The sequence below is a fragment of the Stieleria marina genome (genome assembly GCA_007741555.1).
Classification (GTDB): Bacteria; Planctomycetota; Planctomycetia; order Pirellulales; family Pirellulaceae; genus K23-9.
The window spans coordinates 1966717-1980969 of record CP036526.1; the positions used below are offsets into that span (position 1 = coordinate 1966717).

The 14253-nt window shown below is 54.0% G+C and carries 11 protein-coding genes; 9 read left to right on the top strand and 2 right to left on the bottom strand.

Annotated features, from left to right (window positions below; translation table 11 throughout):
• Positions 1-159 precede the first annotated feature (159 nt).
• From K239x_RS06945 to K239x_RS06955, 3 genes are read left to right on the top strand one after another with little or no spacing between them, the layout of a single operon-like run.
• Positions 160-3942: a hypothetical protein gene (locus tag K239x_RS06945; RefSeq protein ID WP_145417057.1), complete on the top strand. Its 3783-nt coding sequence runs from the start codon at positions 160-162 to the stop codon at positions 3940-3942.
• Between the two features lie 55 nt (positions 3943-3997).
• Entirely contained in the window at positions 3998-4672 is a 675-nt protein-coding gene (locus K239x_RS06950; protein WP_145417058.1) for a PspA/IM30 family protein, read from the top strand.
• A 20-nt stretch (positions 4673-4692) separates the two neighbouring features.
• Positions 4693-5097: a hypothetical protein gene (locus K239x_RS06955; RefSeq protein WP_145417059.1), complete on the top strand. Its 405-nt coding sequence runs from the start codon at positions 4693-4695 to the stop codon at positions 5095-5097.
• Positions 5098-5133: 36 nt separating this feature from the next.
• On the opposite strand, the gene K239x_RS06960 is transcribed toward K239x_RS06955, so the two are convergent.
• Together K239x_RS06960 and K239x_RS06965 are read right to left on the bottom strand one after the other, a co-directional pair.
• Positions 5134-6138, bottom strand: a complete 1005-nt coding sequence (locus tag K239x_RS06960; RefSeq protein ID WP_145417060.1) for a potassium channel family protein — start codon at positions 6136-6138, stop codon at positions 5134-5136.
• Positions 6139-6227: 89 nt separating this feature from the next.
• Positions 6228-7679: a sigma-54-dependent transcriptional regulator gene (locus tag K239x_RS06965; RefSeq protein ID WP_145417061.1), complete on the bottom strand. Its 1452-nt coding sequence runs from the start codon at positions 7677-7679 to the stop codon at positions 6228-6230.
• Positions 7680-8252: 573 nt separating this feature from the next.
• Between K239x_RS06965 and K239x_RS06970 the strand changes: the two genes are divergently transcribed.
• From K239x_RS06970 to K239x_RS06995, 6 genes are all read left to right on the top strand, one after another.
• The gene (locus tag K239x_RS06970) at positions 8253-9737 is read left to right on the top strand and encodes an ATP-binding protein (protein ID WP_145417062.1); all 1485 of its coding nucleotides are present in this window, start codon (positions 8253-8255) and stop codon (positions 9735-9737) included.
• Positions 9738-9761: 24 nt separating this feature from the next.
• Positions 9762-10946 carry a two-component system sensor histidine kinase NtrB gene (locus K239x_RS06975; RefSeq protein WP_145417063.1) on the top strand — a complete coding sequence of 395 codons (1185 nt, stop codon included), beginning with the start codon at positions 9762-9764 and terminating at the stop codon, positions 10944-10946.
• Positions 10947-10971: 25 nt separating this feature from the next.
• A complete protein-coding gene (locus tag K239x_RS06980) occupies positions 10972-11343 on the top strand; it encodes a response regulator (RefSeq protein WP_419189761.1) in 372 nt (123 codons plus the stop codon).
• 206 nt (positions 11344-11549) lie between these two features.
• Complete coding sequence (locus K239x_RS06985) at positions 11550-12038, top strand: CBS domain-containing protein (RefSeq protein WP_145417065.1); 489 nt, start codon at positions 11550-11552, stop codon at positions 12036-12038.
• Positions 12039-12148: 110 nt separating this feature from the next.
• Entirely contained in the window at positions 12149-13057 is a 909-nt protein-coding gene (locus tag K239x_RS06990; RefSeq protein WP_145417066.1) for a universal stress protein, read from the top strand.
• A gap of 141 nt (positions 13058-13198) precedes the next feature.
• Positions 13199-14197 (top strand): Kelch repeat-containing protein, encoded by a 999-nt coding sequence (locus K239x_RS06995; protein ID WP_419189762.1) that lies wholly within the window; start codon positions 13199-13201, stop codon positions 14195-14197.
• Positions 14198-14253: the final 56 nt, after the last annotated feature.

Below are 14253 nucleotides of genomic sequence, written 5' to 3' on the forward strand. Positions count from 1 at the left end.
TGATCAGGGGTGGGACAGGACACGTCGAATCGCTCCCAATCACTTGGCAATTCAGCCGATCACCGCGCAACCACTGCTCTGGTGGAGGCTCTGTAGTCGTGAAGGCACCTTGTCATCCAGGGTGTCCCGCATCATTACACGGAAATTCGGGTACCGGCCATGTCTCAAACGATCGACGATTCGGCGTCTTCCACTCGCTATCCAACACCCACCCAGTCGCCGGAGAACAGTTCGTCGTCTTGGTTTGAAACGTTCTTTCACAGCTTTTTTCAAGAAAAGAACATCAAGTGGATGCTGATTGTTGGCGCCGCGATCGTGTTTGGTTCTTCCTTGATGTTGGTCACCAAAGCCTGGCCCGATTGGTCTGTTGCTTTGAAATACTTGACGATTGTCGGCTACACCAGTGCGATCTTTTTTGCCGCTGAAATCACTCGGCGTCGTTTGAAGTTATCGGCGACCTATCACGTTTTGCAATCGCTGACGCTGTTGCTGTTGCCGGTTTGTTTTCTGTCGCTGACGTGGTTGTCGGCCGGCACGGCCGTTCAGGCAAACCTGCATTCGCTGAAGTATCTGGGATTGCTGTTGCCAGCGATTGCACTGCTTTGGCTGGCATCGACCACGATCTTGGATCATTGGCTACGAGGTCGACAGACGACGTTTTTGATCAGCTTTGGGCTGTTGTGTATCGCCGGCGCTTTGCCAGCGATCGCATCGCCCGCTTTGGCGTTTGTCTTCGTGGCGATCTGCTGGTGCGTCTTTACCGTCGGTGTGGTGAAAGTAAACCGCCATACGTTTTGGCTTGCCGAACAGCATCAACTACCGCGGATCTTTGGTTTTTTGCCCATCGCTATGCTGGGCCTCCAACTTGTGACTTTGGTCGGTGTCAAAGCCGGAGCAATGTTGCCGGCGCACTGGATTGGATTCGCTGTCGCCATGGTTGCAGCGACGATTTTGATGACAACGCGAACCGTAGCGGACGTCTTTCGTCAGCGCACTGGTGATCTGGTCCGCCCGCTGCCTTGGGCGATCGCCGTTCCGCTATTTGTTGGACTCATCGCGGCAGTCACTGGTTTGGGGCTGTCCCTGATTGGGTTTTCTTACGTCGGATCAACAACCTACGCCGTGATTCCAACGTCGATCGTGGTTGCCATCCTGATGGCAATGGTGGCTCGTGACACACGCCATCCCGCGTTGGTGTGGGCAACCCTGGCAGTCGTTGCTTTAGCTTACCAGTGCTCGCCCACTTTGTTCGCGGACTTGGTGCAAATGGCAAAGAGTGCGACAGCCGATGCGATCAATCAATCTCGCGTGCCACTGTCGATGTACGGCCTGACGTATTTGCCGCTGCTGGGCGGACTGGCGTTGATCGGACGGCGATTTGCAGATCAAAAGCGATTGGAATTTTATGTTCCCGTCAAGCAATTTGTTACCGTGGTGTCGGCAGGTCTTTTTTGTGTTGCTCTGGCAGATATCGTATCGCTGAAATTCATCTCGCCGTTCTTGGTTTCATCGGCCAATTCGGTCGCCTTCCTGGCGTACGCTATCGTGTTTCGGGATCGCCGTTACAGCATTCCTGCAACACTGGCGTTTGTGGTTGCTTGCGGGACGGCCATTCCAGCGATGAACCAAATGCAGTACACGGACCTTTCGCTGTCGTGGGTTCCGACAGTCTTGGCGGGTGTCGCTTTGTTGATGAATGTGACTGCGTGGCCCGACCGTTTGGTCAATCGAATTGCAGTGTGCAACGATCAGTCAGGGAGGGCGGTCAACGGAGCGAACCGGAAAGTGATCCGTCTAACCGGTTGCGTATTGGCGGTGGCCCTGGCGATCCACTGGATCGTCAGCACGGCGATGATGTTTAGCGAAGCTTTGACTCTTCCGGCGGTGTTGCAATTTGGTTTTTTGATGGCCGCACTGGTCAGGTACACGATTCGCGAATCGCACTATTTTCCGGCCGCCAGTGTGTGGGTGCTGTCGGGATACGCGACGCTACGGATGGCGGCTGGCACAGGGATCGAAGCGGTCGATCTGGTCAGTTGCAGCGTCTACGCGTTGGTTGGCATTTCGATTGTCAGCTTTGGTCTGCTGAAGTATTTGCAGTCGGCATCAGGGACGGAATCTTTGGGCCAAATGCGTCGTTGGCTGGGGCTGGGATCTCCTCTGGAAAGTGGGGTGAAAGCTGGACCGAACAATGTTGGCAGCGGTTTTGTGAAAAGTATGGCTGCGTTCAGCTTGCCGGTATTTGATCTCAGCACCATCGTGCTCTGCAGTCTGGTTGGGTTGGTTTATATCCCGGCGGTAATCATTCAACATGCTGCGTTAATGGGTTTGCAGACCGCTGACTTAAGTAACTTTGGGTGGTCGACCACCGCGATTCTGGCTTGGTTGTTCACGTTCGCGGCGGTCAATCGTGATCGTGCCTTTGGGGTGATCGCCGCGATGTTGTTGCCTTTGGTTGTCAGCTCGACGTTGATTACGGCTGGTTTTTTGAGCGGTGTGACTGAATTGTTTTTGGTTTGGGCAACCGTTCAGTGTGCGTTGACGGTTTTTAGCCACCGATTACTCGTCCGTCTTGAAGATGCTTCCGGCATCACCGCGGTTATGCAAGTCGGCCGCGTTTGGTGCGTGGGATTACTGGCGATCAGCTGCCTTTCGTTTGACATGCCAATGCGAATCGTTGCATTGATCAGCATTGCTTCCCTGGTAATTTCCTTCATCGGACGGTGGGATCAATTCAAACAGTGCAACCTTGCCATTCTGGCCAATGTCAACGTGCTCTTGTTTGCTGCAGGCGTTGGTGGGTGTAGCGGTTGGGTGCTGCCGGGACTGAGCGGGACAATTGTCCTGGCAGCTTTGCCGCAGGTGTTCTTTGTTGGATGTGCATCCGTCCTGGCTTTTGAAATGCCTGCCCGTTGGTACGCAAACAAGCTGGCTGGCCAATGGGCAACGGTTTTGCGAATCTCATTGATTCCTCTGATGCTGGGGGCGTTCCTGTTGGATCAGTTGGATTGGGTATCCGTCGTGCTCGTGATGGTAGGCTTCGGTGCTCTGATCACGACCGAGCTAGCTCAGGCCCTGAAACGAGTTTCGGAGTGGAGAGTCTGGACGGCCTGCTTGATCGGTGGAGCTGCGGCCCTTTTCCTGTACCAACATGAAATCATTTCTTTTGGCGTGGGCATCAGCCAATTGGTGCTGCTGACGCTATCAGTCGTCGGGTTTTCGGTTGCCCATCTTTCGCAGCGCCATCCTTCCATCGCGGTGCTTCGCCGTCCAATGTCGATCATTGGTCAGTCGCTGCCTGCTCTGGTTGCCTGTTTGGCAATGTTCCGTGAATTCTCTGGCGTGTATTCCTCGCTGACGGCGCTCAATGCCTTGTCGCTGATGATCGCTGCTGGGATTTATTTTCATCAAGCAATGGTGTTGCGACGCTCCTATTTGTGTTTGCCGGCTTTGGTGATTGCCAACGCAGGTGCCTTTTTGCTCTGGAAATCACTTAGCTGGAATGCACCTGAGTTGTACTTGGTGCCCATCGGCATTTCGATTTTGGGCTTTGCCGAAGTCATGAAAAAAGAACTACCCAAAGTCGCACACACGCCTCTGCATTACATCGGCCTGCTGACGGTGCTCTGTTCGCCATTGCCCGAAGTGATTGGCGGAAGCTGGGGGCACATTTTCGCTCTGATGGTGCTCAGCGTGGTCGTGATCTTGGCGGCGATCGGGCTACGGATGCGCTCGCTTGTGTATGCAGGATCAGCGTTCTTGCTAACGGACTTGGTCGCCATGGTCATTCGGTCAACGATTCACAACGTCAATCTCCTCTGGATCTGCGGCGTGGTGCTCGGAGTCGGCGTCATCGCTTTGGCGGCTTTCTGCGAAAATCATCGCGAGAATCTGCTCAGCCGAATCCGGATGTTGTCCGCCGAACTGGCGACTTGGAACTAATGGATGTTTTGAAACGAATCCCTTTTTAACTAACTACTCTTCAAGGAAACGAACCATGCAATGGCTTAATCAATTCTCTCTTGTAATGCGGTCCAGCATGACTTCACTGCGAGAAAAGGTCGAAGATCCCGAACGAATGTTGCACCAGCTTTTGATCGATATGGAAGAAGAACTCGACCGTGTACGCGGCAGTGTCGCCGAGGCGGTTGCGGACGAAATTCAGCTTCGCAAACGCACTGCCCGAGAGCAAAGTGATTCACAGCAGTGGATGCAGCGAGCCGAAGAGGCGATGAAGCGGGGCGATGAGTCGGCTGCGAAGTCCGCACTGGCTCAGAAGTTGGCCGCCCAACAACGAGCCGAGCGATTTGGAGACGACCACCAGCGTCAGAAAAGCGAAGTCGAAAAACTGCAGCACAGTGTCATTGATTTAGAAGACAAAATTCGCCAGGCAAAACAAAAGAAGACACTGTTGACCGCACGAATCACCCGTGCGGCGTCGTCGCAGAAGATCAATCAAACGTTGGACCGTACGCACAGCAAGTCTGCGTTTGCTCAGTTCAATCGCTTGGAAGAGAAAGTCGATCGAGAGGAGGCCATGAGCGAGGCGTGGGATCGGCTTGACGGCAAAGACCCGGATGCAGCCGAACTAGCGAGGCAGTTTGAGAAGCAGGAACGCGAAGGCAAGCTCAATGAAGAGCTTGAACGTCTTAAGTCAGCGACGTCCAACTAGCGCTGGGGGAGTGCATGGCTGTGTCTCACTTTCACTCGGTTTGTGGATTGATTCGGTCTTGGGCGGGCAGAGATCGCATTCGCATCTCGCCGACTCAGGGCCGATTGCTCGGGCTGCGGCCCAGCGATCGGCTGTTGATTGGTCAGGCGGTTTTTACGGTTCAATCACGCGAAGTGAACCGTCAGACGGTTGTCTATCAGTTGGTCGATGACGGCAGTGCCTGTCAGGTGACTGACTATCAGATGACTGACAACGAGTCGACTGATTATCAATTGACTGGATTTCAGTTGACTGTGCCCATTAATACCGAGTCGGTGGGGGCTCAGCGGCAAGCAGGTCGCGGCGAGCTGAACTGCCGGGGTGAATGCCGTGATGTATTTGAAGAGGACGTTTGCCAGTTGAGTCAAACGAAGGCTGATCGTTGAAACGCCGCGGTCGGATCTGCCCACGCAGTCGGCGTCTTAAGCCAGGCCATACACTTGGCGAAAACGGCTGATGTCCTTGGCGTTTCCCATGACGATCGCGGTGTCATCCTGTTGGAAAACTTGGTCAGCACCGGGATTGAATAGCAATTCACCGTCTTTGGGTTTTAACGCAACCACCAGTAATTTGTGTTTGCGATGCGCCTCCGTTTCCGCGACAGTGGCTCCGATGATATTGCTTCCCGCGGTGACACTGATCTCATCGAGTTCCAAATCTTCGTATCCGCTGTGCGTTACCAAATCGAACAGGTCGGCTGTCGTTGGGCGAGTGATCATTCGCGACATCAGTCGTGCGCCGACCAGACTTGGCATCACCACTTGATTCGCACCCGCTTGCAGCAACTTTTTTTCGGTGGAGGGCATCTCGGCTCGGGCGATGATTTGGAGATCGCAGTTCATGTTTCGTGCGGTCAGCGTCACGAACACATTTTCTGCGTCACTTGGCAATGCAGTCACGATCGCGCCGGCTCGGCAGATTCCCACTTCCGTCAAAACAGACTCGTCGGTTGCATCGCCGATTACGCAAAGGAATCCGTTGGCGACCGCTTCCTCTTGAACGTCTCGATTGGTTTCCAACACCACGACTTCCTTGCCTCCGGTTCGTAGTTCTGCAGCCAAGCTTTGGCCGATGCGACCGTAGCCACACAGCAACACGTGGCCGGAGAGGCGACTGATTTCTTGGTCCATGCGTCGTTTTCCCAGTAGGTTTTCGATTTCGCCTTCCAACATTAACTGGATGAAGCCGCCGATCGTATACACCGCGGCAGACATTCCCAGCAGGATCAACAATACGACAAGCAACTGCGATGTGGGCGAGAGTGTACTATGTTCGCCAAAACCGACGGTCGATATCGTCACGACGACCAGCCAGAGCGATTCAATCCAGTCGTAGCCTTCCAAGTAGCGAAATCCGACGACGGAGACGCCCACCACGAGACACAGGAAAATCGCTCCTCGACCGACTCGTTGCAGGGGGGTTGTCATGGGTGATCGTCGTGGCCGGCTTGTCAGAAGATGGCAGAAGTGAGGTGGACGCGGCAGCTACGAGAAAAGAGTGGCCGGCGGCCATCATTCTACGTTGCTGGACTGGCTTCGTTTGGCGCCAATTCGCATTCTGCTTTCGATGAATCAGCCGCCTCGTCTTTAGCAAATCGATCCAGCAGCCGGTACAGTTTTCGGCGATGGATGCCCAGCTTACGAGCGGCCCGCGCCTTGTTGTTCTTTTCGGCCGCAAGCACTTCCAGAACGTGAGCTTTGGCGATGTCATCCAACTTGGTAGACAGCATGCCAGTACGTCGTGAGGTTGCGGCTGCATCAAGCGGCATCAATTGAGATGGTGATCCCGGATCGATGCGTCGACCAGCACGCCCGTCGACGATTTCCGCAGGCAGGTCGTCGATCGTGATTTCATTTCCGTCAGCCAGAATCATTGCACGCTGCAGCACGTTGATCAGCTGCCGAACGTTGCCTGGCCAAGGACAGCGGTTCAACGCCGCCCGAACGGCATCGTCTACTTGCCAGACAGCGGGTGTAAAGTGATCGACCAGCCGATCGACGTCACCGGCTCGTTCGCGAAGTGGCGGCAGTTGAAGCGACAGGACATTGATACGGTAAAAAAGATCTTCGCGGAAATTGCCCTCTTTGACTTCGTCAGTCAAATTGCGATTTGTCGCCGCGATGATGCGAACTTTGACAATGCGTTCTTTGTGCGAACCAATGCGCCGCATCGATCCGTCTTCTAAAACTCGCAACAATTTTGGTTGAAGCGACAAAGGTAGTTCGCCAATTTCGTCAATGAACAGCGTGCCGCCATCGGCGATTTCAAACAGCCCTGGTTTTTCAGTCACGGCGCCGGTAAACGCGCCCTTCTGGTGGCCAAACAGTTCGCTTTCGACCAACTGTTCTGGCAACGCGGCGCAGTTAATTGTCACAAACGGCTTGTCTGCCAACAGACTGTTTTGCTGAATTGCGCGCGCAACGACCTCTTTGCCTGTACCGCTTTCGCCTTGGATTAGAACAGGTTTGTCAGTTGGTGCGACCTTGGTGATCAGTCGCGATATCTGGTTCATCGCAGGCGAATCACCAATCAAATCCATCGCCGGACGCTGGCGCGAGATGAGTGCCTTGAGTTGACGATTCTCTTTTCGCAACTGGCCGCGATTCGATGCCAATAGGCAGTGGTGTTCCAGGTCACCCAGTGAGCAGGGTTTGGTCAAAAAATCACATGCCCCCAATTTCATCGACGCCACGGCAGTTTCAATGGTGCCCTGCCCCGTCAAAATGATGACTTCCATCGGAATGTCCAACGTATGAACGCGTTGCAACAATTCCAGCCCCGACATGCCCGGCATGTTCATATCAAACACCGCGACATCAAAATCCTGCGTCTCGCAAAGTCCCAGCGCCTCGGCACCGCTGCCCACCGCAGTCACCCGGTGACCTTTACGTTGCATCCAGCGAGCGCAACTCTCGCGAAAATCGTCTTCGTCCTCGACGATCAAAAGGTTTAGTACGGTGTCAGTCATTGGGCGATGTCTCTTAATCGACTTTGTTCGGCGTCCATGAATCGGCGTAGCAGCTACTGGGAGACCTTTGCCGTCACCAATAGCCATCAATCAAACCCAAGAAGCGAATCATGTACCATTACAGAATCGGCCAACGAATCGGTGCCGTTGCATTGAATGCCCGTTGTCCGAAAACCTCGGCTGAGTCCGGTAATGGCGGTTGCCGGGGGAATTGTGTCTGCTAACGGCCGGTAAACGCCGCTAACGGCCTGTTTCAAAGTCGATGGATGATTTGTAATTCGGCCAACACATGCCGGGTACGAATCACTGGTACGCTTAAAACGCACGGCTGTGACAAATACGCACGGTCGCACTCCGGTTGGATCAGTAAGTGACTCAGCGAGCGCGGTAGCCTTGTCAGCGTGTGATTTGATGATTGAAATGCCGGAAGACAAGACGTCCAGCTAGTCTGGATGTGCTGAATCGAACTCGAAAACCAGATACTTTGGCCGACGCTGACGGCGAGTTGCAAAACGGAACGATCAACCTAAACGGGCGTTTGCTAGAAACAATCCGCCGGACGAAACTTAATCCATGACGCGAATTGAACCATCAAACGATTGTCGCCTACGGGTCCTATTGATCGAAGACGATGCGGATACGCAAGTCAATCTGAGTGACATTCTGGACTTGGACGGCTACGACATCCAGGTTGCAGGCACCGCAGCTGAAGGCCGCCTTTTGGCGAAGCAGACTGTCCCGGACGCGATCATTTTGGATCGGAAATTGCCCGATGCCAACGCCGACCAGTTGCTGCCCGAATTGCGTGAGTTGATTCCGTTTGGCGACATCATCATCGTGACGGGCTTCGCCGATATCGAAAGCACGATCGCCGCTTTGCGGTACGGCGCAAGCGACTACATTCTGAAACCCATCAATCCGGAAGCACTGCGTGCGAGTCTGAATCGAATCAGCCAGCGGCGGCGAATGGAACGCGAACTGCGGGGAGAACAGCAATTTGCCGAGCGCGTTTTGCGTACGGCCGAAGCCGTGATTTTGGTTCTTAATCTGGATGGAACCATTGTCGATTACAATCCGTTTTTTGCTCGTCTGACCCAGTGGCCGTTGTCGGAGTTGATTGGGAAGGACTGGTTCCGACACTTCATTCCGGCAGAAGATGTTGCGAGTATTCGGAAAGTCTTTATGCAAACAACGCACGACGTCGACACCAGCGGCATTGTAAACGAGGTCCGAACTCGTGACGGCAAACGTCGCTCAATCCGCTGGGCCAATACAACACTGGTGGACGATTGGGGCAATACCAATGCGGTGCTGTCTGTTGGCGTCGATGTCACTGCGTACATTGCGGCTCGCGATCGGGCTCTTCACGCCGAGCGTCTAGCGACCATCGGGCAAACGATGGCAGGCTTGGCGCACGAGAGTCGCAACGCGTTGCAAAGAATTCAATCCAGCCTGGAACTGCTGTCGTTGGAACTGACCGATCAGCCTGAGTGCCAAGAAGATCTTGCCAAGATCGGTCGCGCGACTCGGGATCTCAATTCACTGCTGGAAGAAGTCCGGTCTTACGCCGCACCGATCGTTTTACACTGCAAGCCGATCAGTTTGGTGCAAATCTGGCAGCGATGCTGGCGAGATTTGGAGTCCAGTCGTCAAGGTCGCGACGTGCAGCTGGTGCAACAATCGGGCGAGGACGAGCTGATCGCGTTGGTTGACGAGCTTCGCATGGAACAGGTCTTCCGCAACCTGTTTGAAAACGCCATTGCTGCTGGAACGGATCCTGTCGTGGTGAGTGTAGCGGGGGCCAAAGAAACCAACGGCGACGTAAGCATCACCATTTCCGACAATGGGCCGGGGCTCAGCCACGAGCAACAGCAGCGGATTTTCGAGCCGTTTTTTACAACCAAGAGCGCCGGGACGGGGCTGGGGATGGCCATTGTCCAACGAATTGTCTTGGCTCATCAAGGGACGATCGCCGCCCAGACGCCGTCTGCTTCGGGAGCTGTTCTGACGATTCGTCTGCCGTCATCAAAAAAGAAAAACACGTTGGACAGCCAGTGAGTATTTCGCAATGGAAAAGTGTCAATGGATAAGCAGTCACGAGCCCTGCTAGCCGCAATTATGGAGACAGCCGTTGATTCCATCATTGTTATCGATTCGGCTGGCATTGTTCAGCTGGCAAACCCGGCCACCGAAGCCCTATTTGGTGTCGTTGTTGCTGACTTGGTCGGACAGAACGTCAACGTTTTGATGCCGACCCCGCACCAAGAGGCACACGACGGCTACTTGCGGAACTATCTGACTACCGGTGTCGCCAAAATCATTGGGATTGGGCGCGAGGTGATCGGTCGGCGAAAAGACGGAAGCGAATTTCCGCTGCACTTAGCGGTCAGCGAAATAAGCGTGGATGGCCAAAGGCTGTTTGCGGGAATCATTCGTGATATCACCCATCTCAAAGCCGCCGAAACCAAGCTTCAGGAAATGAACGATGTCTTGGAGCAACGAGTGCAAGAACGAACAGCCGAGTTGCACGCAGCTCAAGCGGACTTGATTCGAGTTGAAAAACTGGCAACGCTTGGTCAAGTCTCGGGCGGGATCGCGCACGAAATACGCAATCCACTCAACGCCATCAAAACGTCGGCTTACTATTTGCTCAACGCTAAGCATGCGACTCCGGAGAAAGTAGCGGAGCATCTCGAACGAATTGACCGACAGGTTTCGTCGATTGATCATGTCGTGACCGCATTGTCGGACGTCGCGCGGTTGCCCGATCCCCATGTCGAGTCGTGCGATTTACGGCCCATCGTCCGCGAAGTCGTCCGTGAAACGTCTCTGCCGTCGCAGGTCTTGATCGATGATCAATTACCCGTCACGTTTCCGAATGCTCTATTCGATACCAAACAGATTCCGATCGTGATTCGCAATATCATTCGAAACGCCCGCGATTCGATGCCAGATGGCGGAACGATGACGTTGTCTGCACTCGCGAATAATGACGAACTGTCGATTTCGATCAAGGATACTGGGTGTGGGATTTCTGCCGAGAACATGTCCCGCATCACCGAGCCACTCTTTTCCACCAAGCAAGCCGGGATGGGGCTGGGACTGGCAATCACGAAGGCGATTTTAGATAAGAATCGTGGTCGCTTGGAAGTCGCTAGCAGTATGGGAGACGGCAGTACGTTCACGATCGTTCTGCCGGTGGCGAACAGGTCGACCGATGGCTCTGCGGCTGAAAAGCCTGACACTGGCAAGTTTCTTAATACCTAGCAACCGCAATGATTGGGATAGGCACTTGTCCGCAAAACACAACCGAATCTTGATCGTCGACGATCACCAGGATATCTGCGCAAGTATGCGCGACATTTTGGACGACGTCGGTTACGAAGTAGTGGTGACTGGCAACGCAAACGACGCTCTTGAACAGGTGGATCTGACGCCGTTTGATGTGGTTCTGTTGGATTATCAAATGCCCGATATGAACGGTGCAGCCCTGTTGCGGATCATTAAGCAAAAACAAAAGGCCGTCACCGCGTTTTTGATCACGGCCTATGCCGGTAGCACGGGAGCACAGGATGCATTGAACATCGGTGCCACGGCAGTCTTGCAAAAGCCCATCAATGTCGTCGAACTTCTTGGCTATTTGGCCGATGCCGAAAGAGCGTGACAAAAACGCGTGTCGCTGCGTCTCGGTTTGGTTTTAGCCCTGTGCGTTATCGCACTTTCTTTTTCGCACACGGCGTATGCGTGTCGTTTTTGCGAATCGGCACGCGATCTGCTTTAGCAAGCTGGTGTCATTCGCGTCGGTTTCGACCCTCGGAATTCGCGTGACATCCATCAATCAACTTCGCTTGAATCAAAGGCTTCACGACGATGACTACTGCCAAACCAGCTTCGATCTACGACCGACGAATCAAAGAAATCATGAGTCGCGATGTGGTTACCTTGAGCGCTGGCGACACAATCCATGAAGCCCTCACACTGATGGGGGAAAATCGCGTTTCCGCATTGCCGGTCATCGATTCGCATAACCACTGTGTCGGTATTTTGTCGACCTCCGATTTGGTCGACATGACGCGCGACGTGGACGACGATCTTTATCACCTTGATTTGGTAGACCCCACCAGTCGTCGCTTTTTGCTTGACAAGTTGATGCACAGTATGGGCAATGAAAGTGTGCAGTCGTTTATGAGCGAGACAGTTGCGACCATCGATGCTGAGACAACCCTGGCAAAGGCGACGCAAGAAATGCTGCGCAATCGAGTTCATCACCTGCCGGTGGTCGACGCAAAAGATCACTTAGTCGGCATTGTGTCGACGATGGATGTCTTGGGCGAGTTTGCCGACGCGGCTCCTGAGTAGTTCGCTGTGCGGAGATTGTCCAGCGGCTAGTCAGTGTTACATTGATTGGGCCTTGGATAGTCGATCGCTTTCGCTACGGTTTGTTCTGTGCACCCTGATGCTGGGAGTCGATGATGAATGTTTTGCTTGCTACCGACGGTTCCAAAGACGCGATTCACGCGGCGCAATTCTTGTCGACGCTTCAGTGCAAGGAACCTATTTCGCTGACGGTGCTAACGACCACTTACGCGCCTGACCGCATTGGAGGGACTCAGTCGCAGGCTTGGTTTCCCGAATGGCGAAAGCTGGAGTATGAACGGGTCACAAGCCATCACAATTTACTGCGTGATTTGCTAGAGCCGCTTGGCAGCAAGACACACTTCGTCCATGTTGATGGCGCGGCGGCTCACGAGATTTTGAAACTCGCCGAACAGATCGACGCGGATTTGATCGTGTTGGGTGCATGCGGGCATTCCGCGGTGGGACGCATTTTGCTGGGTAGCGTTTCGGATTCCGTGGCGACTCATGCGACGTGCTCCGTCTTGATTGTTCGTCCTGAATCGGAGGATGCAAATACTGAACCTGGCACCTGCCGAATCACACTGGCTTATGATGGGTCTGAGAGCTCAACCGCCGCCGTCGACGAGCTTCAACACTTTGATTGGCCCCAATGCTGCAGCGTTAATGTGCTCTCGGTTGTCACCGCTCCAGTTTTGCTTTTGTCAGAGTATCCGGTTCTTCTGGACCAGCACAACGAAGTTGCGGTCGACGAAGCCAGGAAAAAAGGTGAGCAGTTAGTCGCCACCTTGGCTGGGTGCGTCGCGCAGCCAACCGCGCAAGTTGCCACCGGCGAGCATATCGGCGAAACGATCATCGCCAACGCCGCCGAATCGGACAGCAATCTGATTGTCATGGGAGATACCGGCCGTGGATTCTTAGGGAAGTTGCTGCTGGGGAGCGTGTCGAAATACGTGCTCCGGCATTCGACGACCAGTGTTTGGATTTCGCGGCATCATCGCAAAACGTCCGACGTAACGTAAATCGACCAAGCGGCAGTAGAAGATTTACTCGGTTGCAGTATTCTAGCGTTCAAGTTCCCCATGGATTTCCCCGTCGATCGATGCGATACATCGCCTGGCTGGGTCGCTAACTGAAATACTGCACGAAGAAAAGTGACTCTGATGTTCCGTACCTTTGGGATGGCATGCTGCTTTGCGGTAAGCCTTTTGAATTCAGCCAATGCTCAAGCACCGGCGATGCCCACGCACGAATGGGAAACCATCGCGGCGACAGGCCAGCCCACGGCGCGGCATGAAGCGACGTTGGTCGACTTTGAATCCAAGCTCTATCTGATCGGTGGACGACGCATCAATCCCGTCGATGTTTTTGATCCGAAGACGAATGCTTGGACCGCAAATTCTGAAACACCCCAGGAGCTGCATCATTTCCAGGCGGTTGTGCTGGGCGACGCGATTTATTTGATGGGAGCGATGACGGGACCGTACCCCAACGAAGTTCCGCTTGAAAAAATTGTTGTCTACTACCCCAAAGACGATCGATTCGATTTCAAGCACGTGATTCCATCGGGGCGTCGTCGAGGCGGCGCAGGTGCGGTGCTTTACGACGGCAAGATTTATTTGGTTGGAGGGATCACCAACGGTCACGTTGATGGGTTCCAATCGTGGCTGGATGAGTATGATCCGCGGACCGGCGAGTGGACGCAATTGGAAGACGCACCGCACGCACGTGATCATTTTCCAGCCGTCGTCTTGGGCGACCGCTTGTATGCGTTAGGCGGTCGAATGACATCGCAAAAGACTAAGAAAACGTTCAGCCAAACGATTGCTGCGTGTGATGTCTACGATTTTAAAACCAAGCAATGGCTGGGCGTGCAAGATTGCCCAGTCCTGCCGACTCCGCGTGCTGGCAATATGGCGATTGCGTGGAAAAATCAATTGCTGGTTGGTGGCGGCGAAAGCGGTACGCAAAAGACAGCGCACAAAGAAGTCGAAGCATTTGACACCGACTCAAAGAAATGGACGAACTGGCCCAAACTACGTCGCGGTCGTCATGGCAGCGGCTTTGCGATTGTCAATGACTTTCTGTACACAGCGTCGGGGAGTGGGAACCGCGGCGGCAGTCCCGAGTTGACATCGATAGAAAAAATTAGATTGCCCTAACGCTTTGTCGGCGCGGCCAAGCTCATCGGAACGTCTTGAGTCTTGTTAACATGGTT